Below are 26,010 nucleotides of genomic sequence, written 5' to 3'. Positions count from 1 at the left end.
TGGACGCGGGGTCTTCTGATCCGCCGCAACATCGCCGACGGCAGCTTGGCCTTCTTCTCCACATGGTGCCCCAAAGGCACGTCCATGCAGAAGCTGGTGTCGGTGGAAGGCCATCGCTGGGCCATCGAGGACAGCTTCGAAACCGCCAAGAACGAGCTCGGCCTTGATCACAACGAAACCCGCTCCTGGCATGGCTGGCATCGCCATGTCGCACTCGTCATGCTTGCCTTCGCCATGATGGCCGTCATCCGTCATCGGGCCAACACCGGGTCGTTGCTTAAAAAAACACGACCGCGGCCTCGACCGAAGCATCGTTCTTGATCCGCTGGTCGATCCAGGAAATCCGGCGCCTCGCCATGAAGCTTGCCCAGCGGCGCATCCCGCACGCCCATATCCTCGCATGGTCGTCTTGGCGTAGGGCCCATCAGGCCAACGCGCGCAAAGCCCATCTCAGGAAAAAATTGCAACTGTAATGCTAAGCCTTGGGTAAGTCAGGCTCCCACAGACACGACATTTCCCACCAACACCCCGATGTGGTCGTTGTCATTTGAAATTGCCGTCAATTTGCTTTGAACGGCGCTGATATTGCGGGTAGATACGAAGTGCGCCTGGGTGATCACCGCTGTCACTGGTGGACTCCTCGCCCTAACTATTCTCAAACACGGTACCGCCGATCTCGGGGCTACTTGGGCTACTTTCTTCGGAGGTGTTGTTCGCTCCCTGTTCGGCTTCTTTACCGGTGTCCTGGTTTGGCATTACCGCCCCAAACCATTCCTGCCCACACTTCTACTTTGGCCAATGATCCTTCTGCTCGCGACCGTCTTTTGCCTTCCGATCCGAGCCCTGTGTTCGATGCTGTTTCGATCGTCCTTATCTTTCCACTCCTATTGTATCTGTCCGTCACTTGCCATCTCCAACAAAAGCAGCGTCTTCTTAATGTGCTAGGCCGCCTTTCGTATCCACTCTACAACGTTCACGTTCCAATCCTTATGACGACGGTCGGTCTGCTAAAGGCAACCCATCTTGAGCAGGCAGCTCTTGTTACCTCTTTGCACTAGTACCAATTTGCATTCTGCTGGCGATCGGTCTGGACAAGTATTACGATTCCCCGATCACTTCGGTTCTTGCAAAGCACAGAGGCAGGTCTCTGTGGCTTCAGAGCCTGCCAGCGCCACCGGGCAACCCGAAAGTGCGCGTCATATTTTAGGCACTCGCTGCACAAACATAAACCAGCTTCTCTGAGAACCTTTGTCTCGAAAACCGAGCGAGCTGCGCTGGCGCCGAGCAGGCGGCACCAGGAGCTTCTGCTCGCGATGCATCTAATGTGCTGGTCGCGCTTTCAGAAATGCGCTTCAATAATCCAATACATACCGGGTCACTGGATGGTCTCGCTGATGACGAACAGCCTTGACGAGGCGCGATACGATGCAGTGGTGTTGGGCGCTGGAATCAGCGGCCTTGTGGCGACATCGATCTTGCTGCGCGACGGCGCGAGGAACGTCCTTGTCGTCGACGAGTACGCCTGGAGCGGTGGAAACCACATCGATTGCAAAGTCGGCGACTACACCTTCGATGTCGGCAGCTACATCTTCCAGGACGATTCGCCGTTATTGGCGCACTTTCCCGAGTTGTTACCGCTCTATATTCAAATCTACCCGTCGTGGGGGCGTCTCACTCCGCAAGGCGTAGTAAGTCACTATCCGCTATCCATCAAGGACGATCTGCTTTCAGCCGGCCCGTTGGAATGGCTTTGGATGGCGAGCTCGATCATCTTTGCCCGAACCTTCCGCCGCAGGATCCGAAGTGCCAAGGACTTTGCAACCTTTTGGATTGGAAGGCGGTTACTGGAGCGCACAGGGCTCGGCTATTATTTGAGTCGGTTCTACGGATTTCCTGCCGATCAGGTCGACGTCAAGTTTGCAGAGAAAAGGATGCTTTGGATTAAGGAGCATGCGAAGCTGCGAAACCTTGTTGGGCGGGCCTTTCGTCGTGCCCCCAATGTGGCTCCCAATCAACAACTCGTTCGACCGCGGGAGGGCTTCGGATTCCTGTATCGCAAGGCAATGGAGCGGCTTGAAGGTCAAGGCGCAGGCTTTGTGCTGGGGACCCAGATAGCTCGCGTTCAAAGGCAGAACGGCGAGTTTTCGATTGTCCTGGCGAACGACCGTGCGATCGTCGGCCGTCGCCTGGTCTCGACCATTCCCCTAGCACGCATCCAAAATCTGTGTGGTCTGCAAACGCATCGAGAGCTGAAAACTGTGACGTTGCTGACGTTGTTCTATAGCTTTTCCGGTGAGAGAGGCTTCAAGCAACCGATCCTGTATAATTTTTCAAGCGAAGGGGCGTGGAAGCGCCTCACGATTCATTCCGATTTTTACGGCAGGTGCCACGGCCGAGAATTCTTCTCCGTCGAAGTCAATGCTGAGCACGTGGCGCACGACATTAGTACGGCAGATAGCGACTTTAGAACCCACACCTGCGACAACAGACTGTTTTTGGGTGACCTTCGGCTTGAGGGCGCGCATATGCTTGACAATGCCTACCCGATCTACACCGACCAGGCCGACGAACACGCGGCAAGCACGGTGGCCGCACTGCGCAAGTTGGGCATCGAATCGATTGGACGGCAAGGCAGATTTGACTATCAACCGACCGCTCGCGACTCTACCTTAAAAGCCGAAGCAGCGCTTCGTTCGGACCAGCCCGGTCAGACCTGGTCTAGATCGGATGCGAGCGCGCCCTAGACTTCATCAAGCAGATTGCAACACTTTGTACAGGGCCTGTTGAAGACGCGGTCAACGGGTGCTCGGGCAACACAGGACCCTTCGAAGCGGAAATTGGGCGTCACTCAGTGGCGGTCGAGCAGGGTGGGGGTGCGGGCGGCGGGCTCATGCGCCATCTTCCTGACCGCGCCAATGAGGCCGCGCAGGCGACCGCAGTTCGTGCAAAAAACTGGCGTGTCATCGAGGGCTCCGTCAGCACACTGAAACGTAACCGCCAGGGTCGCGCAGTTCGAGCAAACGGATTCGAAAGCTGTGGCCTGGGTCGAGCTCGCTCTCATCATCATCCCTCAATGGTTCGATCGATCTCGCAACTCGAGAGTGTCGCAACGGCTTAAAGTCGGATCCAATCGAGCGGTGATCAAATCTTCGGTTCAAATGGTTTTCTGTGCTCGCAGAGGGTATCAGGCCTCCTGTCTTCAGAGATGTCCGGTCGGGGCGGCGAGTCGACTTTCAATATGCTGCATCCTCGAATAGAGCCGGGATGGTAGCCAGCATGATCTTGGTGTCGAGTACCATGGACCAATTGCGCGCGTAGAATGCATCGCAGGCAACGCGCCGGCGGTAAGTGGTTGTACTGCGACCGCTCACTTGCCAAAGGCCGGTAATTCCAGGACGGCAGGCGAGGTAGGCGTCGACCTTGTACGCGTACCGCACCAATTCTTCTTCGGTGACCGGCCGAGGTCCGACGATGCTCATGTCACCGCGAATGACATTGAACAACTGAGGCAATTCGTCGAGGCTGGAGCGACGCAGCGCTGCGCCCAACAGCGTGACGCGAGGGTCTGCGCGTAACTTGCGAGTGGCCTTCCACTCGGCGGCGGCCGCAGGATCTGACTCCAACAACCGTTGCAGCCGCTCCGCTGCGTCAGGGGCCATGGTACGGAACTTCAGACAGTCGAAGGTCTGACCATTAAAGCCAACCCGTCTATGACGAAACAGCACCGGTCCTGGCGAGAACAAAATCAAGGCCGAGCAACAGAGCAACAGCAAAGGAGAAAGCAGCAGAATGCCAAAGGCTGCCAATACAAGATCAACCGATCTCTTTACGACTGTACCCACGGGACGCGGTGCCACGTGGGCGGGAGAACGTCTCTTTGCGGAAATGAAAGGCAACTCGCCGCGTGTATCGACCACATTGGCCATTGCGGGAACTCCATAAAACAAAACCTAAAATGCCTTCGAGCTCGTCCCCTCTTTTCTTGCGGTCTCATCGCCCCCCAATGCGAGCAGATTAAATTCTGACGGCGGTGCAAAATTAATACAAGTTTAAAGTTTCGGCAGAGCCAGCGGATTTTTTCAGCGTAATATTAATTGAGCTCGTGATGACATTGCGATTTGAAAAGGCGGAAGCAGCGCCTCTACCTTCCTTCAGTTTTGGTAATAGGAATAGCGGCGATCGGAGTAACCCTCAAATCGACGCATAAACGCTTCGTCGGTTTTGTTGAGGACGGTGCCAAGCAATCGCTCCGAAACAAGCGGCGATGACTGGATTGCCTTGAGGACCTCGTTGGTGGACGTGCCCCATTCAACCACCATCACAAAAGCGTCAAACAGGCTTGCGACCGCTCTGACGTCAGCGATGGGCAAGATCGGCGGCAAATCGCAAATGATGTAGTCGTAGTCCTCGCGAGCTCGCTCCAGTCCCAGCCTGACCGATGACGCACAAAGCACATCCGAGCTGTTCGAGGGCGGTGCCCCGGATGGCGAGGGGACGAAATCGAAGTTGAAATTGAGGTCGTTGATGATCACGTCTTTGAGACGCAACCGATCGACCACCATCCGTTGCAGCCCCAACCGGCGCTCGTAGCCAAGCATTTTGGATAAGGCCGGTTTACGCAGATCGGAATCAATCAGAAGCGTGCGGGCTCCGCTTTTCGCGAGGAATGCGGCGAGCGCGGCGGTGGCGGTTGTCTTCCCTTCACCGGGAAGGGCCGACGTAATGCCGATCACTTTTGGCTTGGCCGGATGCAAGTCGATGGCGACCTTGATGTAACGCAACGCCTCGGCCGTAGCTGAAAAAGGAGCGGCTTTGTTGATCTGCTGGAAGGCGCTGGCGTGACCGCCGCGCCATCGCGTCCGCAGCTTTGAAACAGCTGGGAAAGCGGCTAGGCAGGGCGTGCTCAACAGCTTCTCGAGCTGGTCACGTGTGTGGACCCTCCGGTACATGAATTGCTCTCGGGCTATTGCTGCGAGCGTGCCCAGGCCGAGCCCGCACATCGCTGCGAAAGCCAAGGCGATGGCGAGCTTGGGCGAGCTTGGCTTTGTAGGTGCCGACGCTTCCGTCACCACGCGGGCCTCGGTCGACGGAAACGACTGCTGTTGCACCGACTGGGTGAATCGAGACAGGAAGGCCTCGTAGATGCCACGATAGGTGTTTGCACCCGTTTCCAGCTCCCGCAGGTGAACCTGAGCTTGCCGCGTCGCCCCGGATTGCTGGAAGATCTCGATCATTCGCGTATCGATCGCCTCCTCCTGCGACTTCGCAATCTGGAGTTCGCTCTTATAGCTCTCCGCGATACGAGAGATTTCATCCCACATCGACCGTTGCAGCGCTGCCATTTCGGATCGCAGATTCCTGGCGGCCTCATGCTCGGCCCCATAGCGCGCGCTCCATTCGGCTTGCTTGTTTTGGTTCTCCAGGTATTTCTGACGTAGCTTGGTAATCACCGGACTGTTAAGCGCATCCGTGACAACCGGATCTGGGATCGTGAAGTTCTCCTTCTCAGGTCGTTGTTCGAGAATGCGTTGTATACGCTCGAGCTTGGCGCGAGCTTGGCTGGTGTCGGCGCGAGCTTTGGCCAGTGCGACGCCGAGCTGATCGAGCTCAACCTCGCTCGCCAATTTGCCTTCGACGCCAATGATAATGCCGTTTTCGGCCTTGAAGTCCTGCACGGCTTTGTAGGCATTGCTGGCCTGCTGACGGAGCTCGCTGATCCGCTGTTCCAGCCAAACGCTGGCGCGTCGGGTAGCCTCGTACTTTGCCTGCAGCCGGTATTCGATATAGGCATCGGCGAAAGCATTGGCGATCCGTGCAGCCTTGTCCGGGTCAAGCGAAGTATAGGCGATCTGCTCGACGTAGCTGCGGCCCAAACGGGTGACGCGCAGATTGTCCTTGAGAACGCCAAGCGCGCGTCGCTCCAGCTCGGCAGACGAAGGCCTTTCTTCGGACGGTTTCGTTAGCCGCAACCATCGGGCCAAGCGGCTTGTGATTGCATTGCCCGAGGCGACGAACTCTGGATCATCCGTGAGACGCAACTTGTTTATGACCGCTTTGCCGACCTTTTCTGACCTAGTGGTCTCGATCTCACTCTCCACAACAGCGTCGTCTACGCCTTGATGTTCCTGGGAATTCTCACTTCGTGGCGAAGTGATCCCCTTGGTATCAACGAACATGTCAGCCTGCGCCGTGAACTTGCGAGGCGCCATCCCGACGTAGAGCGAGCCAAGCGCCAACGAGGCGGCCGTCATGAAGGCAATAAGACGCCATTCGCGACGTAAGAAGTCGCGTAACAGAAGCAGAGATCTTGCCTGATCAGGGGCGGCTTCTGTCGCCGTCGCGTAGGGCCGAAATTCGCCGGCGATGTTCATTCCACGCCCTCAACTCAACTCGTTTTATGAACGCGTACAGTCCAAAAGGAGCGGCTCGCATCTGCTCGCGCAAACAAGAATTGGCATTTAAACAAAAAGCAGTATCGCCCATTAAATTGATGTTACAGAGCCTAAATGCGGTGCAGGCTGTGCTCAAGAAACAGTCAATTGAGGGTTGAGCTCATGCCGAGCGCTTCCTTGCTTTGCTGTCTCCGATCTGGCGCGTTGGGCGAAAAGGAAATCGATATGCGAACGCATTTTGCGGATGAATGGCTCGCGGCCAAACTGCTGGGCGTGAGCAACGATAGCCTCGGGCTCAAAGGTCATTCGCTCGAATCGGGCAATGCTATTGCTGATGGCATCAATGGTCTGCTCGTCGAAGAAGAGACCAGTCAGGTCGTTTGCGACTGTTTCGGTAGCGCCCCCCCGCCCGAAAGCGATCACCGGACGTCCGCTCGCCATGGCCTCTACCGGGACCATGCCGAAGTCTTCTTCTCCCGGGAAGATGAGCGCGCGACAGCGCGCGTAATGGTGCTTGAGTGCCTCGAACGGCTGCGGTCCGAGCACGGAAACGGTCGGGCCGGCGAGGCGGCGAATCTCGGACAGCATCTCGCCGCCGCCGATGACCACCAGCTTCAGTTTCAATTCGTTAAACGCGCGTACCGCAAGGTCGGGCCGCTTGTAGGACACGAGTTCGCCGGCCATCAGATAGTAGTCGCCGAGTTCGGAAGAGGAGCACGGCGAGAATGCTGCAGTATCCACTGGAGGATGAATCACGTTGGCGTCGAAACCGTAGTAGCGGCGGATACGGCCGGCGACGGTTGCGGAATTGGCAACGAAGCTATCGACCCGTGCGGCGGAAGCGACATCCCACAGTCTTAGATAGTGCGCAAGCGAGGGCATGGCCAGCCGCGCGAGCGAACCGGCGCTGGCTCGGTAATCGTGAAACATATTCCAGATGTAGCGCATGGGTGTGTGGCAATAGCAGACGTGGAGGGCGTGAGGAGGAGCAATGACGCCTTTTGCCGGTCCGGATTCGCTGCTGACAATCAGATCATAGTCGCGCAAATCTAGCTGCTCCAGAGCGAGCGGCATGAGCGGGAGATAGGTCTTGTACATGCGTGGAGCGCGCGGTAGCCGATTGATAAAGGTCGAAACAACGCGGTGTTTGCGAATAGTTTCGGAGACCACTTCTGGAACATAGACGTGCGTATAGATGTCCGCCTCGGGATACATCTCGCAAAGAGCTTCGAGGACTTTCTCGCCCCCGCGCATCCCCACAAGCCAATAGTGAATGATCGCGACTTTCATGCAGTCAATCCTTCGCGAATTGATCAAAGATGTGCTGTGATTGCGCATTGGGATCGAGCGGACATCTATGCTTCAGCGTGGTAGGACTTTAGGGGCAGGCGGACAGCCTTCGGCCGGACCAGGCCCGCGCCCGTACACATGGACATAGTCGATCAACAGCGTGGAAGGATTGGGTGTCTGATCGATCGGCCAACCACCGCCGAGGGCAAGGTTCACAAGAGGGTAGAGTGGACCGTCGAGTTCAGGTGGGGTTGGTTGGCTCCAGACCGGGGTTCTGTCGAAGAAGAACACAACGGCCTGGGGCGAGATATCTACGCCGAAAGTGTGGAAGTCTTGCACGAGCGCATCGTTCGGTACCGTGACCTTCTGCCCCTCGCCCCGGGTCTTCTGCGGTTGTTGCTTGTACCAGATGTGCGTGGCGGCCTGATAAGCGGATGTGAACTGCCCATAATACTCGATGACATCGAGTTCGACGTTTCCTTCCGTCACCGTGGCGGGCTTCAGAGCGGCAAGCCAGAATGCGGGCCACGTTCCCGGACCGGGCGGCATCTTCATACGTGCTTCGAAATAGCCGTACCGGGTTCCGGTCCCGGCGCCGGAAGCATCGGCTGCCGCCAGAAGACCCGACGTCCACTTACCGTTCCGATCCTTTGAAGCGGTGATGGTGAGAACTCCGTCTTCCACCTTGAATGGCCCCCTCGGTCCCGGATTGGCAAATGCCGCGTCGCCGAAATCGCCCGACCAAGGGGTGTGTGCGGTCCAACGGGCAGCGCCCAGGCGGGTCGCTGAGACACTGAGGTCGTTGAAGTCTTCAAGCAAGACGGGGTGAAGTTCACAGGATGCAGGCTGCTCGGCTGCGATCACAGAACTGAGTGAAATCCCGACCGTGAGCACGACCGACGTAGCTGCCCAGGTCGGGCGTTTTGTTGCATGCCCCTTCTCGGTCATCTCGCTCTCCTTGATCCTGCATCGTGCACTTCGACCATCACACCGCCCCTGCGCGGCTGCTGACCCGAACACCAAAGCCAAACAGCGCGCCGACATACACACTGGCGCCGAACAGAGAGATCACTCCCAGTTCAAAAAAGGCAGCCAGATGGATTTCAGGCAGCTTGTATCGCAGGCCCATCACCAGAAGGGTCATCACCGCAGATGCGGCGGCGATTGGCCATAGATTGGACGCCTCAGACGCGACGCTGGTTCCGACCAATTGCCGGGCTCCCATCAAGGAGAGGACGAACATGATGAACGAAACCGCGGCCCGTGCCGCCACCACGCCTGCAAGCGAATAGAAGTAGAAGCCCAAACACATAAGAACGATCTTGGTGCACAGCTCGACCATTGTTAGGCGAAACACCAGATGGGTTCGATTGGTGGCCAGCGCCAACGAATGCAGGGGCTGATAGAACGCGCTGAGGACGGTCGATAATGCGAGCCACCGCAAGTAGATTCCAGCCTCGCCCCACTGCGGGCCCAGCAGGACCTCGGCGATCAAGTCCGAGGTCAATGACATTCCGATGCAAGCCGGCGCGGCAAGTGACATCGTGAGCCGAGACGCCTTCGAATAGGCCTGACGGAGCCGATCCTGGTTATGGTTGATCTGCGACAGTGCGGCCATGAGAGGCTGCATCGCCGGGCCGATCAGGCTCTGCGTTGGCATCACCGATAGATCGCTGGCGATGGTGTATTGACCCAATGTGGCTTTGCTCGATGAATAGCCAAGCAGGATTCGATCAAACTGCCAGCTCAGGGCGATGATGATCTGGGCGCCGCTGAGCCAACCGAGAAAGCCCGAGAACTCCCGAAACTTCGACAGCGAGAGGTTTGGTCTGTAAGGGGCCAACAGGTAAGATATTGATGTGGCCCCTACGGACGCTGCGACGCCGCTGGCGACAATGGCCCAGTAGCCAGCGCCAAGTTCCACTGCTGTCGCGGCAATGATCGCCGCGGCGAGTTTGCCAAAGATCTCGGCAACAAAGACCGGCTTGAAAGCCAGGCGGCGGGTGTATTCGACCATTCCCGGACTGTACAGGCTGCGAGCTGAGGGTCCGATGGCGCCTACGATGATCAAGCTGGCCAGGCGGGAATCCTGGTAAATCTGCGCAAACGGCCACGCCACCAGCAAAAGCACCAATGTCAAGACGAGGCCTCTGAGAGCGCTCAAGGTGAAGGCAGTATCCAAGTGCGACTTCGTTACACTTGGCAAGCGGGTCAAGGCCTGCAGCGTTGGTACCTCCAGCACCATATCCGCGATGATCGTCACGGTCGCGGCGAGGGCGGTGAGGCCGAAGTCAGCGGGCGTCAGGATGCGTGCGAGGACCAAAAGAGTGACGAAATCGATAGCCCGGGCTGTTAGCCTGGACGATACAGTCCAAGCGGCTCCCAACAGGGTTTTGCGGGCAAGCACGACTCAATGTCCGCACGTTGCGACGAGGTACTGCCTGGTCGTCGATGCGGAAAGAGTGCCGGCTAGCGCGGCTTCATGAGGCAGCGGCGTCATCGCGAGTGCCTTTAGTTGGAGTTGCTGGTCGTGGGCCGGAGCTCTTGTCGGTCGGCATGATGGTTGCTGCGCGCTCGGGTTCAAGACGGCCCCTCAGAACGTCGGCGAAACCGAGCACGTTGCCGTGAAGTCGGCCCCGCCGATCGATGAAAGGTTCAGGTCTGGCGGCGCGCGCCAGGTTGATGGCGACGTTCCGAAAGATTTGCATGGTTGCCTGCCGAGGCGTCATCGTGCCTTTGCGCAGCAAGTAGATTGGATTGACGACTTGGGAATAGCCCAGTCGGTCTCCGGCAACACGGCCCACCTTCTGGCCCATATGCACGCCGCGGGCGCGGGGAGATTTGATCAGGCGGCCGCCTCGCTTTGCAAGCGCCGCGCCAAAATCCCGGTCTTCCTGCCATCCATAGAGGACGAGCCGCTCATCAAAGGTTATGTTGCCGATCGCAGACATGCGGAAAGCCATGTTGCAGCCGTACGGGCTGAATGGTTCGATGCGCGGTGCTTCGGGCGATAGCGTGCTTTCCGTCAAGATGCGCAGCGCTTCATCAAAGGTGAGACCCGGTCCGAGGATGCCGTCAGCATAGAGATAGCCAGTGAAGCCGACGACCTCTGGCTCGTCTCGGAACGTTTGCGCGGCCGCGGCCAACCAATCAGGATCCGCCAAAAAATCATCGTCAAAGAACACGATCACGTCGGCCTCATTATTGAGCGCGGCCAACGCGGTATTCCGCTGAGCCGGTAAGCCGCCGGGGCCGGTGACGAGCTGAACGCCGGGCAGCTTGGCGGCATCGCCCGCATCCTCACGGTTGACACAAGACACGATGACGGCGTCCGGCTTAAGGGTTTGGGTCTCCAGCAAGTGAGTCAGGGTAGCCGTCACCGTTTGGGGTCGTCCTCGTGTCGCGATTGCTACCGCCACTCTGGGCATGCATCCAACCGTGGTCTCACGCGCTCTCAGGCCCGATGTAGGCTCTCGCATCAGCTCGACATATCCAGCAGCAGTGCGCGCCCAGGAGAACATCTTAATGCGCTCGCGGCCACGCCCGACCAGTTCATCGCGCCGATCGCCGGATGTCGAGAGTTGCCGAATGCACTGCACCCATCGTTGTGGATTGTCGGGGGGAGCGAGCAAGGCGGCATCGCCGCACACTTCGCTCATGCTCGCCCGATCCGAGGCAATGACAGGACAATCACGCGCCATGGCTTCGACGATCGGAAGCCCGAAGCCTTCTGTCCACGATGGAAAGATCAAGCACAAGGCGCGATCCATGAGATAGGCGAGATCGTCATCCGTGACGCGGCCGAGCAGGGTCAGGCCGCGTGCGTCGGTTAGACGTTCAGGAGAAAATATGTCGGCGCCGCCGCCGGCGACGATCACGCCGATGTTCATTGCGGCGAGCTCCGGCGCGATGGTGCTAACCAGCTGCAGGTTCTTATGCGGAGCGCGCGATCCGAGCGCCAGCACGAACCGACCCTCGGCCGCAAGCTGGCAATCCACGCGCGCGAGGCTGGGGTCCCAGGCCAAGGCGTGCTCATGTCCATTCGGAAGCACTGGAATGTCCGCGGCGCGTAGCGGCAGGTGCTGGGCAAGTTGTCGGGCCGAATAGGCTGAAACGGTGCTGATCCTTGCCGCGCGCTTCGCCAGCAGCGGTTGCAGGGCGCGATAGATCGCGCGAAACGCTGGCCGATAGCTCTCGGGTGCATCGAACACGTTGGCGTCGTGAATACACACGACCTGATCCGCTTTGACGGCCGGCGCTGTGTTGCCGAGATTGAGCAACCGTCCGGGCCACCGCCCGGGAAGAACCAATTGCTCCCAGAGGTGTCCGCCGAGCGGCCCCGCCGGGATGAGCGGCATGGCCTGAAGCCGAGGATCGGGGGCGGCCGTGGGGGCAATGATCGGAACGCTTGCGCCGGACCCGACGAGTGCCTGATTCATTGCCGCCGTGACGCACCCGGCGTAGCGCTGCACGCCGCTCGTGGGCTGCGTCAGATAGCGGCCATTGACGGCAAAACTGCTGGATGCATTCATGCTTTGGCTCCCGATGGTTCGGACCGCGTGAGCAACACTCCTTCGAGGTGATCCCGCGGTGAAGCGCAAGCCAGCGCGGCGAGGGCGTAGAACAGCAGACCTTGCTCCACGGATGGAGCCGCCAACGTGTCACCGATGATGAGAGCCAAACATGCATTGCGCGCGGCTAGGCGAGCGTCGGTCTCATAAGTACGCGGGCCATTCAATGGTGCGAACAGGGCTGTTGCCGCGAAAAGGAGGTAGAAGGCAGTTCCAGGAATACCAACGTTGGCAAGCAGTGCGATCGGAAAACTCGATGTGCGGATAGTTCCGAGCCCAACGCCGAAACCAAAGGAGTCAAAGAAGTTCTGTAGGGCAGCCGCGTTCCACGAGCTGCGCTCGACGGCCGAGGTCGAAGAGGATTTGTTGAGAACCAACGTATCGACATAGCTACGCGCCGTTTCGCTGGCTCGCTCGTCGAGGAGCACGCCCAAGATCACGATGACCAAGAGGATCGGCGTGCATAGCACGGCCGCGGAACTGAGCGGACGGTTCGGTTGAAAGCCCGATCGCCGCAGAAGGCCGGCGTAGAGCATCAAGCCGACCAGTGGAGCCCCAGCAAATCCTGTCGAGGAGGTTGACAGAACGACCAGCGCCAGCGATGCAAGCGCCATCGGGCCGGTGAGCATTGGCATCCTGCCGCTCAGAAAGAGGGTGCCGGTGAACGCGAACGCTCCGAGAGTGGCGCGCGCGAATGCGGAAGCTTCGGGAAATGAACCGACGATCCGCTTTACACCGTTGACCTGATCATCGGCGTGCATTGTGTACCGGGCATTCCGCATGAAATCGAGGAGACTTTGAGTGCCTGTCGCATACGTTCCGATGTCCAGCATGGCGAGCAGGACGTTTCCGGCGCAATAGCCGAGTACTGCGGCGACAACGGCGCGAAAGCCGGCATGAGTCGTTGCGATCGCGGCCGTGATCCCGAAGCAGGCAAGATCCGCTGCCATGTAGACGGACTGAGTAAAATTGCTGGACACGGGCCCAAGCGGGACGGTTGAGCCGGTGTCCGCGTATTCCGATGCGCCAAGAGGAACGATCTGCGTTGTGCCAGCCAGTAAGCGCGGCATCAGGACAGCAGAGCCGACGCCAAAGATCACCAAGCACAACAGCCAGAATCCGGGTTGGCCGAAGCTGATGGCTCGCATCGCAGCGGCAGCCTCGTGGCGCCGAGCGAGCACTGCCGCCATGGCAAAACTTAAGAACAGGTGTGCCGGTTGAATGTTTGCGCCGCCGACGAGGACGGCGGCGGCCGCGCCAAACAGGGCAGTGGCCATCAGCACGCCGAAAGTGGCGCGATAACCGAGCGGCAGGCAGAGCAACCCGAGTAGGATGGTCAAAATCCCGATCGGTTCTAGCGACATGGCGCACCGCCGGGGTTTGACTCGAGTACGCTGCGACACGTCCTGACCATGGTCGCGGAGCCAGCGCGGCTGACCGGAGACGGCACGTGAAGTGCTGCTGGATTCGGCATCGGCTTTCTCAATGCTGGCGAGCCATCATGCCCCTGATAGAATGTATGGAATCAAGCATCGGCAGCAGAGCGTGCTTAAGGACGGGGAATTGCCGAGCTATTGCGCCCTCACGCCAGAGTTCAAATCGCAGCGATGCCAGCCTGCTCAACACCGGCTGGGGTTGCTCGACGCGCAATGCCTGCAGCACATCGGATCTGCCAAAGTCGACGGATCGGCCCGGCACTTCGAGGCATCGCAATTCACCGGCGGTAGGCCGCGTAATGGCCCGCTTGAGCCGAACCCAGGCGGCATCGGCATCGCGTAATGCCGCTGCCCCGCCGTCGATCGGAAGGCTGTCTACGTAACTGAGCGCGCCGGACAGCAATTCGTTTCCGAGGCTGGCATCGCTGATCCCAAACCGGATGTCGCCGCAATTGGCCGCGACATCCTCTCCCTCGTCGAAAAAAGAAGTGACCGAGGGGATCCTTGGCTCGAACAGGCTCTCAATCAGATGCCAATACCGCAGGACTGAGGAACGGACGTCGAGCGGACTATAGCGATTGCGCTCAACCAAGAGACCGAAAACCTGCTTGAAATGTTCTTCGCTGTGTCCCTTATAGTTTGATCGGGCAAACTGAATGGTTTCAATTTGTAGCGTCGGAAAGGCACTGGCCAATAGCCGCTGTGTGCTTCCGTAGAGACCGGTATCGCACAGCAGAATTCGGCGAGCATCACCCCGGAGTTTGGCAAAGTGCCGCTCGAACAACGCGTTCTGCACGCGGATGTCAGACAAAACCGCCTTCGCGCGATCGTCGAACAACATGGTCAAGAATACGTCTGCACGAAATGGCTGCTTCCATTCCTCTGGCAGCTCGTAGCGTCCTCCACCAAGGGCACAAGCTACATCAAGAAACGAGCGGCCGCGAAACTCACGGGCAATCTCCTCGAGCGCGGAAGCGCTGCGAACCAACACCGCAGAGCGCGCCGCAACGAGGCGTGAGACCATGAAGTTCTGCCGTGGCATGCCGAGCGGCAGCGAAAGCCGAGCGACGACTCGTTCGAAGACTTCCCTTATTCCAACACCGCCGCGGGCGCAAAACAGCAAAGTCGCCTCGTCGCATGCGTCCACTTCGGCGGCGTATAGCCAAATCAGCAAACAAAACTGAGTGACGATGGGCCCAAGGACAACACGTCCAAACGCGTACGCATTTTCGGGTGTCTCCGCTGCCGAGCATTTGCCGCGCCTTCGTTGCGACAATGCAGCCCCAGCGGCAACCAAACCGCCATTCGCCTTTCGTAAATAGCTGAACCAGACGGGCCGGGGTGTATGAATGACAGCTAGTCCATGTGCCGCGGCGCGACGGACGTCGGCGTGCAGATCATCGCCGATGTGCAGAATTCGGCTTAAGGACACCCCTTCTGCTTCGGAAACCCGGGCAAACAGGGCACCGTCACGCTTGGTGCATCTCTGATCGGCGCTGCTGTAGATCTGATCAACAACATCGCGCCCATGAAAATGCGAGATTAGTCTATCGAGGTCTGCAGACGACAGCATGGTGTCGCTGACGGCGACAACGCGGTTGCCCGCCGCTCGGCGTGCGCGCAGAAACCCGGCCAAGGTCCGGTTTGCAACGAGCGAGGTCTTCTCGATGTCGAGTTCAATTGCCAAGCGCGCAGCGCCCAAGGAATCCGGAAGACCCAGCAAGCGAAGTTGCCGATCGATCACGTCGGGCAGTCGGACTTCACCGGATCCGCGCACGGCGAGCGCTCGGAAGGCAATTCGCTCGGCTTCTTGTCTGGCTCTCGCCAGCAGAACAGGTTCGATTTGCCAGCCGCGCTCCCGAAGAAAGTTGCTGAATAAATGCTCACCTTGCACAATACGTGAGCGAGCGGAGCGCACGGTTCGCAGCAGAAGCGTATCAAAGACGTCGACGGATATCAGATCGATTCCATCGGCGGCTCTGACGCGCTCGGCTAGCCTATGTGATTTCATAAATTACCAAACTCCAACGCACCGAATGACGCAAAACACGCGTAACGGTCGCAAATTGATTTGTGCTTAGGCGGGCTCCGCAATTAGATGTTGCTCAGATCAATAAATTGCTTGTAGCATTTTGCGTGCCAACTCTGAGAGGGTTTCTATTTAAGAATTATATGGATTGGCGATTACTAGCGGAACTCTCGCGATCTCAGCTGACCATTCCAGTGATGGGTATTTAGAGCACAATGATGCGATCGCTTACTAAGCATGGAATGTCCGCGGTTGCTTCTGTTGCCTCCAAGGCTGCACAAAGCGCGTCGTTGCGCAGGATGATCTTCAATGGCATCCGGTTGCGGCGCCCTGAAGTGGAACGTTTTGGTCGCTTGGACGAGATCCGCTTCTTGGCCTATTGCTTTCTGAATCGCGATCGATCGCGATCGCAAATATTTCAAGACCTCTGGGTCAGCTACGAGCTCGGAGAGAAGCAGGGCGGGTTCTTTGTTGAGTTTGGTGCAACCAACGGCGTTACGAATAGCAACACCTGGCTGTTGGAAAAGGAATACGGCTGGCAAGGAATTCTAGCTGAGCCAAATCCAATCTGGCACGACGCGCTCGCACAGAACCGGGCTTCGCGCAAGGATCATCGGTGCATCAGCTCTAGTTCAGACAAGAAGGTACGCTTCTTGGTAACGAACGAAGTGGATCCGGAGCTCAGCGGGGTAGCCGAATTCGCCTCGGGTGATCATTTTGCAGCTGTGCGTTCAGCCGGACAAGAGATCGAAGTCGAGACGGTTTCGCTTAACCAGCTGCTAGCGGACTGCAATGCTCCTCGCAGGATTGACTACATGTCGATCGATACCGAGGGGAGCGAGTACGATATCCTAAAGAGCTTCGATTTCTCCCGCTACAGCATCGATCTACTCAGCGTGGAGCAGAATCGGCAAACGGAAGCTGCGATTCAGGCGCTTCTTGCGACGCACGGATACAAGCGGGTTTTCGAGGAGTTCTCGCAGTGGGACGGCTGGTATGTGCATTCGGAGCGCATGACCTCTCGGCGTGGCACGAATCTTGACGGGCAATTGGCGTAAGCCCCGTGCAGGTAGCGTTGGTCGAGAAAGCGAATGGCTGACCAGACCCGGACTGAGCTTGAATGAAAGAGTTTTCAGCACGAGCAAGAATGCCGCACATGTCATCGTTAGAGCCCGCGGCTGAAGCAAAGCGCGTCAATGTCGCGATGCTGCTCAGCTGCAGTTCCTTCGAAGGGTTTTTTGGATGGGTGCAGGGTCAGACGCGCGCCAGTTATCTCGAGCGCTATCGAAACGATTGGGCGTGGTACTATGCTCGCGGTTTGAGCCGAAACGGGATTAGGCCGATGCTCTACATCCCCTCACTGCGGGAGTCGGGAAAGTTCGCCACCGATGTTGGGGTAGACGTTCGATTTCTGCCGCTCGAGAATTGGTACCAGCTGATCGAACGGGTATGGGTCAAGCGCCTGTCGCGCCGTTCGCGTTGGTCCCTATATGCTGAGGAACGGTTGAACACGATTGCATTTATGCAACCGCTTCGGAAAGCGCTGGCTGCGGATAGAATTGATCTGCTGTACGTGCAGGAATATTGGAGCGGCAGGTTCGATCACCTCGCAGGACGAATTGATCTGCCAATCGTCGGTGCAGATCATGGTGGACTATCGGATCGTGTCGTGAAGCTGTTTAAACGCGATAGCTTTCGCAAGGCGGCGTTGCTCTATGGTCAAACCGAGCAGGAATGTCGCATCGTCACTCGACATGGCGGTCGATCCCGTTTGCAGCCGAACGGCTGCGACGTATCGGAATTCTTTCCGGATGCGGCCGCGAGCCGTTCCAAGACAATCCTGACGATCACGCGTTTGACCAACAGGCAAAAACGCACGACCGACCTAATTCGCGCACTCGCCAACCTCCCCGAGGAATGGACGCTGGATATCGTCGGCACGGGGCCCGACAAGGACCTGATGCAGGGGGTTGCGGCCAAACTCGGCCTGTCGCATCGGGTGCGATTTCATGGATTTGTGGACCGATCCGAGGTGCGCGCGTTGCTGTGCCGGTGCGGCGTATACGTGATGCCCTCGGCGAACGAGGCGGTGGCACTTGCTGTACTGGAGGCAATGGCTTGTGGTGCGGCGGTGGTTCTGAGCCGCATACGGGCGTTTGAGCAATTGGTCACGCACGGAGTCAATGGAGTGCTGTTTCCCGTCGGTGACGTCAGAGGTCTATCCGCTGCCATCCTAGATGCCTGGCGCGATCGCCAATCACTTGGCCGGGCAGCAAGCGAAACCGTCCACGAAAGCTACAATGCGGAGAAGTTGTACGCGGAGCTTGCAGATAGTTTGCGAAGATCCGCTCATCAAACTGTAGCTACCCCGACGGAATCAAGCTTGAACTTGGAGTCTTTATCTTAGCGGCATGAGGCGGGAAATCATAGGCGACGGCTCCCTCATCGTTTGAGAAGGTTTGCGCAATGAAGGAATTATACGAGGGTGATGCTTACGGAAAGAACAATCCGACGTGGCACGAGGAGGATGCGCCGTGGAAGGCCAGTCACGTCGCGCAGATGATCCGGCGAAACAATATCCCAACCCAGCGCATATGCGAGATTGGCTGCGGGACTGGCGAGATCTTGTTGAACCTGGAAAGGACGTTTCCGGATGCGCGGTTATCGGGGTACGAAATCTCGCCCGATGCGTTCAGGCGCGCAGCAGAAAAAAGTACTCAACGCACAAAGTTTCACTTAAGCAACCTTCTCGGCGAACACGATTTGGAATTTGATGTTATCCTCGCAATTGACGTGATCGAACACGTTGAGGACTACATTTCATTTATAAAGCAGTTGCGTCGGTTCGGAACATTTAAAATCTTTCACATCCCGTTGGATCTCTCCGCGCAATCCATCCTGCGGGCTTGGCCGATTGCCGACCTCAGACGCAATGTCGGACATATTCACTACTTCTTCAAACAGTCGGCGTTGGCCACGCTCGAGGATTGCGGCTACACGATTGTCGATCATTGTTACACCGCCAGTCGGTTGGAATTGCCCAATCAGGCATTCACAAGTCGTCTCATGCGACTCCCCCGCCGCTTGATGTTTGCGTTCAATGCGGATCTCGCGGTGCGTTTGCTAGGCGGCTACTCGCTGTTGGTCCTCGCAAAATGAGGACCGGCGCAAGTCGGCTGGGTTGCGGTCATAGGCTGAGCCGGGTGATCGGCCTCAGTTGGAGGCGATCGATCCTGAATTGGAGCTGCGCTTATCCGCTGCAGCCAGCTCGTCTGGCGCAATCAGCTTGCGCTGATAGGCACGAAACAGCGCGCGGATAATGACGCCGACAAAGTAGCCGCCTTGCAAGATGGCTTGGGTGGCTAAGACGGCAAGAACGGTTTCAAGCCCGCCGAGGCGCTGATTAAGTGTCAGGAAGATCGTGACAAACAGGACAAGCAAGGCAAAGGGGAGCAATGCCCGAAATCGGAAGCGCAGCCCCAACACCGCTCCGAAAATTGCCAGTCCGATAGCCGCGTATTCCATTACAGTGCCCCGCGATACGCGAAGTCCCTTCGAAGAGCTGAGCTGAAACAACGTCCTTGCGATCGGTTTCGCACCCCCTCGCGCCGGCCGGAGTTCGACACCTCGCCTCGCTTGCCCAACCGACGAACCCGTCAAGTGACAGATCACCTGTTGCGAGAACGTAAACTCGCAGTGTGGCAAGATCTTGTGGCGGTGCAGCACTCTCGGAGCGCCAAAGCCAGTTTGGTGCATCCGAACAACAGCTTAGGTCAGCTTGCCAGGCCAAGCTCTGTGAAAGCCGCCGACGAGCCACAATAGCAAGCAGAGGAACCAGATCAAGTTAGAGGTTCCCCCCGTCAACGGATTTTTTCGGCACGGCGCTTTGGTGTTTCGGCCGATGTCACCTTGGCAGGGTATTTGCAGCGCAAGCATCGTTGGTTGTTTTTTAGCTTGAGGTCAATCGTCCCGGTGAACGCGCCGGACCAAGCACTGGGGTGTCTTGCCTCTTCCCTGGCTATTTGCCGCAGGTGTGCATGCGTATTGTACAATTACTCAATCATACACGCCGGCTGAATGGTCATGTGCATGCCGCCGTGGACCTCGCCTGTGCGCAGGTGAAACTCGGCCATCAGGTCGCGATGGTGAGCGGCGGCGGCGATTTTGATGCCTTGCTCGCGGAAAACAATGTCGAAAACATCCGCATTGGGTTGGAGCGGCGACCGAAGCAGCTGCTGCAGGCCACGCTGTCGCTCTATCGGCTGATGCGCGATTGGCGGGCAGAGGTGGTTCATGCCCATATGATGACCAGCGCTGTCGTCGCCTGGCCAATTTGCAAGTTGCTCGGAATCCCGCTCATCACGACCGTTCACAATGAATTCCAGTCAAGCGCAGTCCTCATGGGCCTCGGAGCGAGAGTGATCGCGGTTAGTGCAGCCGTTGGCAAGTCAATGCGAAGACGAGGGATCCCACAGTCCAGGATCCGCGTGGTCCTGAATGGAACAATCGGTGCAGCGCGTTTCGAGCAAAAGGATCGCACGCCAGCCTCGCTTCAATCACCGGCGATTGTGTTCGTTGGCGGACTGCATCCGCGAAAAGGGCTATCGGACCTCTTTTCTGCGTTCGATATGGTTTACGCGGCGCTCGGAGCAGGACGCTTATATATTGTCGGCGACGGTCCGCACCGCGAGCAATATGCCGTCCAGGTCAGCTCGATGGCATGCGCGTCGGCGGTGACCTTCTTGGGTCCTCAAGATAATCCTTTTCCGTTCCTGTCAGGGGCCGACATATTCGTGTTGCCGTCGCACGCTGATCCCGCTCCGCTGGTGCTGTCGGAAGCGCGGGAAGCTGGCTGCGCCATCGTCGCGACCGATGTCGACGGAATTCCTGAATTGCTTGAACAGGGACAAGCAGGCGTTCTCGTTCCCGTGGGCAACCCGCAAAGACTTGCCGAAGTATTGCGCTGTTTACTCCAGGACCGACAAGCCGTGCTGGAGTGGAAAAAGAAAAGTCAGTTCAATCTAGAGTTTCTTACAATTGAGCGAGTCGCTCGTCAAACGCTGGCGATTTACGAAGAGGCCTCAGGTCCCACTCATGCTCACGCCTGAAGCAAGCGATGTCAGTGACCCAGCTACAGCGACGACGTGCTCGAGAATAGAGGCTAGCGATGCTCCCCAGCTCGCCGTCATCATCACCTGCTTCAATTACGAGGCTTACATTGAGCGAGCGATCAAGAGCGTCTTAGACCAGAACTGCGATGCCTGCGAACTCCTGGTGGTGGACGATGGCTCAACTGACGCCTCCTGGGAGACGATCACCCGCTATGCGGTGACTGCATTTAAGATCCAAAACCGCGGGCAGCTAGGGGCCTGCCTGTTTGGGCTGGAAAAGACCCAAGCAAGATTCATCTTGTTTCTCGACGCCGATGATGAGCTCAAGCCAGGTTCACTGGCCAGAATCTTGGCGGAATTGGACGAGCGGGTTGCAAAACTTCAATTTGGTCTGACGCTCATCGATGCCGAAAGCAGGCCTATCGGATCGTTTTCGTCGCTCGAATCGTTTCGGGAGCGCGACCGATTGGTCAATGAGGTGCTCAAACGCGGCGTCTACAAGACGCCACCGACGTCTGGGAACGTATTTCGTCGGGACGTCTGCGAGCTGCTGCGCGAAGTGGACTATGACAAGGCCGTTGACGGGGTGGTTTTGTTTGTTGCTCCGTTCCTTGGGGACGTTGTCAGCCTTTCCGAAGAGCTGGGAAACTACCGCGTGCACGGCCTCAACGATTCGCAGCTCGGACAGCTTCCAAGCGCTTCGTTGCTACAGCGCGATATCAAGAGGTTTGTGGCGCGTACAGAGCATTTGCGCGCGATTCTCGCTCGAGTGGCTCCGGGCCGAAGATTGGTTGAGCCGGAGGGCGCCTTTTACTATCGCGAGCGCAGCTTCTGTCTCCAGATTGTATCGGGAAGCAGCTCACGCGCTTCGATGTTGCCGAAACTGATGGCCAGTGTTGGCTCTGAGCCTTTCCCAATCGTTCAAAAAATTGCGCTGGTTGCTTTCTTTGCGCTTGCGGCCATGCTGCCTCGCGAACCAGCCAGAGCATTGATGGCCTACAGGTCCCGAAACCGGAGACGATCGGGACTGCTCCGCTTTGCTTCGCGGCGCTAGATAGGGCGTTGCTAGTGGCCCGGTGGCGGTCCTTCTCGATGCCGCTGTTTAGGCCGTCGGACCGGTTGCCGCCACGTGCCGAGCTATCGGTTCCACCCTTCTATCAAACTAGATCATGGAAGCTGAAGAGTTGGCCGAGCACGTTTCCGATCGCGCCCGGCGGCAGGTTCGTTCCGTTGAAGCTGACGGAGTCCACGTAAAGATTGCGGTCAGTTTCGGGGGTGCCGTCCCAGCGGTCGTTGAGAAGGTGGACCAGGACAGTGTGATCGCCGGGTCCCCAATCGCCGTGCACGGCAATAGTCTCGGATTGACTTGCCGCATGCGATGCATGGGCCGTCAATGTCCCGCCGACCTGGTTGCCATCGACCGAGATGGTGTAGAGCGCGTCTCCAAGATAGGCATCTTCGCTGATCTTGAACACGAGTTGATCCGGACCGGCGCCGATCGATGTTGATGAGCCGTTTTGTGTTTGTGGAGGCGTACCGGTTGAATTTGTCGGCGGTGGGGGCGTTATCACCGGCGTGGTCGTGTCGGCCGATGCAGCATCATGGAAGCTGAAGGTCTGTCCGAGCGCGTTTCCGATGGCACCTTGTGGAAGGTTCGCTCCGTTGAAGCTGACGGAGTCCACGTAAAGATTGCGGTCGGTATCCCGGGTGCCATCCCAGCGGTCGTTAAGGAAGTGAACCAGGACAGTGTGATCGCCGGATCCCCAATCCCCGTGCACGGCAATGGTGTCGGATTGACCGGCCGCATGCGATGCATGGGCCGTCAATGTCCCGCCGATCTGGTTGCCATCGACCGAGATGGTGTAGAGCGCGTCTCCAAGATAGGCATCTTCGCTGATCTTGAAGATGAGTTGATCCGGACCGGCACCGATCGATAGTGATGAGCCGTTTTGTGGTTGTGAAGGCGTACCGGTTGAATTTGTCGGCGGTGGGGGCGTTATCACCGGCGTGGTCGTGTCGGCCGATGCAGCATCATGGAAGCTGAAGGTCTGTCCGAGTACGTTTCCGATGGCGCCTTGCGGAAGGTTCGCTCCGTTGAAGCTGACGGAGTCCACGTAAAGATTACGGTCGGTATTCGGGGTGCCATCCCAGCGGTCGTTAAGGAAGTGAACCAGCACGGTGTGATCGCCGGGTCCCCAATCCCCGTGCACGGCAATGGTGTCGGACTGACCGGCCACATGCGATGCATGGGCCGTCAATGTCCCGCCGACCTGGTTGCCATCGACTGAGATGGTGTAGAGCGCGTCTCCAAGATAGGCATCTTCGCTGATCTTGAAGACGAGTCGATCGGGACCGGCGCCGATCGATGTTGATGTCGGCGTTGCTTGGGGTGTGCTCGACGCAGTCACAGCACCGTAGGTCCCGGGATCATCACCTGCGGGAGACGAGACTGGCTCTAGAGAAACGGCTGTGGCCGACGGGTCGGCAGAATAAACGCGGATGTAATCGATCTTAATGGTGATAGGTACCTGCGCGAGGCTTGCGGGCTCTTGCGTAGCCAGATTCGCCAGAAGGTACATTGGTTGATGCATGTCGCTCGGCGTTGCGCGACTCCCAACCAGCTCCCCATCGATATAGAAACTGATCTGCTCATTCTGCCAATTCACGCCATAGGTATGATAGCCACCAGGATTTGGCAATTCGCTGTAGACCTGGAGCTGCGTCTGCCAGTTTTCATTCAGCATTCGGTCGGTTGTGTGAATGGTGCTGTATACCCCTTTGCTCCAGACGCCATAGTGCTCAACCACATCGAGTTCTTGCCACCGCCCGAGCCCGTTCGGGTCAGGAAGAGTTTTCACGGGCAGCAGCCAAAATGCATCCCAAGCACCCGGTAAGGACGAGAGCTCTGCCCGCATCTCGAAGTAGCCGTACTGTTGCGAGAAATTTCCCTGGGTTGTTATCAGTCCGGACTCCCAACTTCCCGGAACTCCGAATGGAGTACGATCCGGAACAGCGGTAATCGTAAGCGCTCCTTGGGAAACGGAGAAAGGATCGTATCCCGAGCTGGGGTCGACGAATGAGCTGGTGCCGAAGCCAACGTCGGACGCCGCATCGCCCCGCCATTCGGCTCTGGTGTCCGCCCATTTCGTGCCGGCGCCAGTAAGTGAAATGCTCCTGGAATTGAATTCATCGTCGAACGTCAGCTTGTAGCCGCTAAGATCGATCATCGAAAATCTCCGCGAGTAAAGCCCTGAGCGGTACGAACGAAATATCTGCGCGAGAAACGAATGCTTCGAAGTTGCTGCGGTGAAAGGTGCGAGAGACTTGATCGCGATGCGTTGATCGTTCGACGGCTCCGAGTATCAAACTTGCGTCAGTACACAGTTCACACGAATCGGATCGTTAGTGTCGGCATGTGAGGCCTGACATACCGCACGCCCTTCGAGAGCACTTAATGGACCGGATCACCGCGATCCCTCTCGACTATACGCCCGTTAAGCCTGGAAGTGCATGGTGACGGAAGCGCATCCCTGCACCAATTTTAGGCGATCGCCCCGGCGCGGACGCTGACCACGCGGTACTGCGTCAATTCTCTTGAAGCACAACAGACGCAGAGCAGTGGGCTTGGGCCGAGCCAGTCAGCTGCGGTCGGCTGATAGCGCGTCATAAGCCAACCCGCCATGACTTCGGACCAAGGCGCGCATGGACCAGGTCTCGTCGACTCTCGGCCATTCCACGGACTTACGATACGGTAAGCCTACGCGTCCAGAGTTGCGGGTCGTGACGCGATTGTATGCGCAGGGAAGCGTATTGGTCGGAAGCTTCGTTGACGTTGAGAATGGCCGTACTCAGATTGTCGAGAACCAAAATAGCTCTGCCTTCTCGGACAAGCAGAACCAGGTGGTTTTCTCCGGTTGCCCGAATGCCAACCTCCGCAAGGAGAAGAGACGAACTCGGCCAACCAGCTCGCAGCAGGAGATGGCGCTTTGTGACAGCATAGTCCGCGCAGTTTCCCTCGCTGGGAAAGATCTGCCAGTCATGGTCATTCCGGCTTGCCGCTAACGCCTTCGGCATAATGCTGAAATTGACCATGGAATTGATCTGGTTGAGCTGTCGCCATCGCTGACTACGAGAACGGAAATCTGTGATGCGCAGATCGCCATGTTGCTGGCAATCTTGGGGATATCGGACGCAGAACAGCGCGAACGAAAGGGGAGCGGCGACTTGCTGTTCAAAACCGCAATAGGCCGGTTGGCCGCAAATCCAATACATTATGGCAAGTGTGCTTGCAGCATATCGGATCATCACTTGGGTGCCTGACAGAAACGACTACACCATCGCTCCATATTGCAGGCGCAAAAATGGGAACGCTATATCAATTATGGGGCAACTGATGCCTAGCCTTGAAGCGTCGCTGCCGCAGCTGTTTGCCTAACCAACAACGCGGCGCTGGCGCGCGAACGTGGTCGCAAGGACGCAATCACCGCTCCAGAGAAACGGGACAGACTTCCACCTGAAAAATTGGCTTCGCTGTCCAGAGAATTGCTTAGTACACTGAGGGCGCCAGCGTCGTTTCGAGCAGCCGCCGGCCCAATTTGCGGTGCCATCGCGGTGGCTGTTGGACCCGCAGAATGCACCCGGCTCTCAAGCCGAGCGACAACATAGCTGCGATCAGCCAGAGATCGTCCATGACGGGCTAGCCTTGTTATTCGCGCCGCCTGAGCTTGTAGCGGTCGCTAGGAGCAGACGTGGAGCCGAGCCGGTCACCCGCGTGATACGATCTTAGTCATTGCCTGAGTGATACCGACGCGCGCGAGAGTGATGACCGAGATCCCGCAGACACCTCCAGCCACTTTGACCAGCCCATCCATGAGGTCACCATGCCTATCAGCAGTCAGCAGCTGCAAGGCCTCGAGGATAACTGCGCTGCCGACGACGATCAGAGTTATGAGGATAGTGCGATTTGAGTAGGCCAGCACGAGCACGAGACCGAGGACGAAGAATCCGGCAAAGCGCTCGAACTGAGGGGGCGCAATCATGGGACGATCGTGAATGGGAGCGAGCGTCACAAAAATCACGATGGCGAGAGCCAACCATCCCGCCGCGAGATACAGTTTGGCCATGTCTGTTTTCTAGAGTTCGAGATCGGTGGATGAGCCGAGGTGCGAACATTTGGCCTTG

The 26,010-nt window shown here is 57.8% G+C and carries 20 protein-coding genes; 7 read left to right on the top strand and 13 right to left on the bottom strand.

The features are described from left to right. Positions 1 to 321, top strand: a 321-nt coding sequence (locus tag I6F33_RS33035; RefSeq protein ID WP_225140926.1) for a transposase, incomplete at its 5' end; no start/stop codon positions are given. A gap of 170 nt (positions 322 to 491) precedes the next feature. Here the strand turns inward: I6F33_RS33035 and I6F33_RS33030 are convergent. Continuing rightward, a complete protein-coding gene (locus I6F33_RS33030) occupies positions 492 to 629 on the bottom strand; it encodes a hypothetical protein (RefSeq protein ID WP_225145318.1) in 138 nt (45 codons plus the stop codon). Positions 630 to 1,394: 765 nt separating this feature from the next. Between I6F33_RS33030 and I6F33_RS33025 the strand changes: the two genes are divergently transcribed. After that, on the top strand, positions 1,395 to 2,744 hold the full coding sequence (locus tag I6F33_RS33025) for an NAD(P)-binding protein (protein ID WP_225145317.1): 1,350 nt from the start codon (positions 1,395 to 1,397) through the stop codon (positions 2,742 to 2,744). A 489-nt stretch (positions 2,745 to 3,233) separates the two neighbouring features. Here the strand turns inward: I6F33_RS33025 and I6F33_RS33020 are convergent, their stop codons facing one another. The 8 genes from I6F33_RS33020 to I6F33_RS32985 all read right to left on the bottom strand — a co-directional run bounded on the left by I6F33_RS33020 (position 3,234) and on the right by I6F33_RS32985 (position 15,700). After that, positions 3,234 to 3,926: a sugar transferase gene (locus I6F33_RS33020; protein WP_225145316.1), complete on the bottom strand. Its 693-nt coding sequence runs from the start codon at positions 3,924 to 3,926 to the stop codon at positions 3,234 to 3,236. A gap of 225 nt (positions 3,927 to 4,151) precedes the next feature. Continuing rightward, the gene (locus I6F33_RS33015) at positions 4,152 to 6,371 is read right to left on the bottom strand and encodes an AAA family ATPase (RefSeq protein ID WP_225145315.1); all 2,220 of its coding nucleotides are present in this window, start codon (positions 6,369 to 6,371) and stop codon (positions 4,152 to 4,154) included. A gap of 153 nt (positions 6,372 to 6,524) precedes the next feature. Continuing rightward, positions 6,525 to 7,682, bottom strand: coding sequence for a glycosyltransferase (locus I6F33_RS33010; RefSeq protein WP_225145314.1), 1,158 nt, complete (start codon positions 7,680 to 7,682; stop codon positions 6,525 to 6,527). A 72-nt stretch (positions 7,683 to 7,754) separates the two neighbouring features. Continuing rightward, positions 7,755 to 8,630, bottom strand: a complete 876-nt coding sequence (locus I6F33_RS33005) for a glycoside hydrolase family 16 protein (protein ID WP_225145313.1) — start codon at positions 8,628 to 8,630, stop codon at positions 7,755 to 7,757. A gap of 37 nt (positions 8,631 to 8,667) precedes the next feature. After that, the gene (locus I6F33_RS33000; RefSeq protein ID WP_225145312.1) at positions 8,668 to 10,089 is read right to left on the bottom strand and encodes a lipopolysaccharide biosynthesis protein; all 1,422 of its coding nucleotides are present in this window, start codon (positions 10,087 to 10,089) and stop codon (positions 8,668 to 8,670) included. A gap of 73 nt (positions 10,090 to 10,162) precedes the next feature. Beyond that, entirely contained in the window at positions 10,163 to 12,214 is a 2,052-nt protein-coding gene (locus I6F33_RS32995) for a glycosyltransferase (protein WP_225145311.1), read from the bottom strand. Next, entirely contained in the window at positions 12,211 to 13,617 is a 1,407-nt protein-coding gene (locus I6F33_RS32990) for a hypothetical protein (protein ID WP_225145310.1), read from the bottom strand. The genes I6F33_RS32995 and I6F33_RS32990 overlap by 4 nt, the downstream gene beginning before the upstream one ends. A 118-nt stretch (positions 13,618 to 13,735) precedes the next feature. Then, positions 13,736 to 15,700 carry a hydrolase gene (locus I6F33_RS32985; protein WP_225145309.1) on the bottom strand — a complete coding sequence of 655 codons (1,965 nt, stop codon included), beginning with the start codon at positions 15,698 to 15,700 and terminating at the stop codon, positions 13,736 to 13,738. 260 nt (positions 15,701 to 15,960) lie between these two features. On the opposite strand from I6F33_RS32985, the gene I6F33_RS32980 reads away from it, so the two are divergent. The 3 genes from I6F33_RS32980 to I6F33_RS32970 all read left to right on the top strand — a co-directional run bounded on the left by I6F33_RS32980 (position 15,961) and on the right by I6F33_RS32970 (position 18,877). Further along, positions 15,961 to 16,776, top strand: coding sequence for an FkbM family methyltransferase (locus I6F33_RS32980; RefSeq protein ID WP_225145308.1), 816 nt, complete (start codon positions 15,961 to 15,963; stop codon positions 16,774 to 16,776). Positions 16,777 to 16,838: 62 nt separating this feature from the next. Further along, on the top strand, positions 16,839 to 18,125 hold the full coding sequence (locus tag I6F33_RS32975; RefSeq protein ID WP_225145307.1) for a glycosyltransferase family 4 protein: 1,287 nt from the start codon (positions 16,839 to 16,841) through the stop codon (positions 18,123 to 18,125). Between the two features lie 59 nt (positions 18,126 to 18,184). Then, positions 18,185 to 18,877: a bifunctional 2-polyprenyl-6-hydroxyphenol methylase/3-demethylubiquinol 3-O-methyltransferase UbiG gene (locus tag I6F33_RS32970; protein ID WP_225145306.1), complete on the top strand. Its 693-nt coding sequence runs from the start codon at positions 18,185 to 18,187 to the stop codon at positions 18,875 to 18,877. Between the two features lie 54 nt (positions 18,878 to 18,931). Here the strand turns inward: I6F33_RS32970 and I6F33_RS32965 are convergent, their stop codons facing one another. After that, positions 18,932 to 19,243: a hypothetical protein gene (locus tag I6F33_RS32965; RefSeq protein WP_157286778.1), complete on the bottom strand. Its 312-nt coding sequence runs from the start codon at positions 19,241 to 19,243 to the stop codon at positions 18,932 to 18,934. Between the two features lie 512 nt (positions 19,244 to 19,755). On the opposite strand from I6F33_RS32965, the gene I6F33_RS32960 reads away from it, so the two are divergent. Then, positions 19,756 to 20,826: a glycosyltransferase family 4 protein gene (locus tag I6F33_RS32960; RefSeq protein WP_225145305.1), complete on the top strand. Its 1,071-nt coding sequence runs from the start codon at positions 19,756 to 19,758 to the stop codon at positions 20,824 to 20,826. After that, positions 20,813 to 21,883: a glycosyltransferase family 2 protein gene (locus I6F33_RS32955; protein WP_225145304.1), complete on the top strand. Its 1,071-nt coding sequence runs from the start codon at positions 20,813 to 20,815 to the stop codon at positions 21,881 to 21,883. Before I6F33_RS32960 ends, I6F33_RS32955 begins: the two co-directional genes overlap by 14 nt. 103 nt (positions 21,884 to 21,986) lie before the next feature. Here I6F33_RS32955 and I6F33_RS32950 read toward each other — a convergent pair whose 3' ends face one another. The 3 genes from I6F33_RS32950 to I6F33_RS32940 all read right to left on the bottom strand — a co-directional run bounded on the left by I6F33_RS32950 (position 21,987) and on the right by I6F33_RS32940 (position 25,952). Continuing rightward, positions 21,987 to 24,056 carry a carbohydrate-binding domain-containing protein gene (locus I6F33_RS32950; protein ID WP_225145303.1) on the bottom strand — a complete coding sequence of 690 codons (2,070 nt, stop codon included), beginning with the start codon at positions 24,054 to 24,056 and terminating at the stop codon, positions 21,987 to 21,989. 514 nt (positions 24,057 to 24,570) lie between these two features. Then, entirely contained in the window at positions 24,571 to 25,134 is a 564-nt protein-coding gene (locus tag I6F33_RS32945) for a transglutaminase-like cysteine peptidase (protein WP_225145302.1), read from the bottom strand. A gap of 458 nt (positions 25,135 to 25,592) precedes the next feature. Then, positions 25,593 to 25,952, bottom strand: coding sequence for a VanZ family protein (locus I6F33_RS32940; protein WP_225145301.1), 360 nt, complete (start codon positions 25,950 to 25,952; stop codon positions 25,593 to 25,595). Positions 25,953 to 26,010 lie beyond the last annotated feature (58 nt).

The sequence above is a fragment of the Bradyrhizobium sp. BRP20 genome (genome assembly GCF_020194215.1).
Classification (GTDB): domain Bacteria; phylum Pseudomonadota; class Alphaproteobacteria; order Rhizobiales; family Xanthobacteraceae; genus Bradyrhizobium; species Bradyrhizobium yuanmingense.
This window is presented reverse-complemented; position numbering and strand designations above follow the sequence as displayed.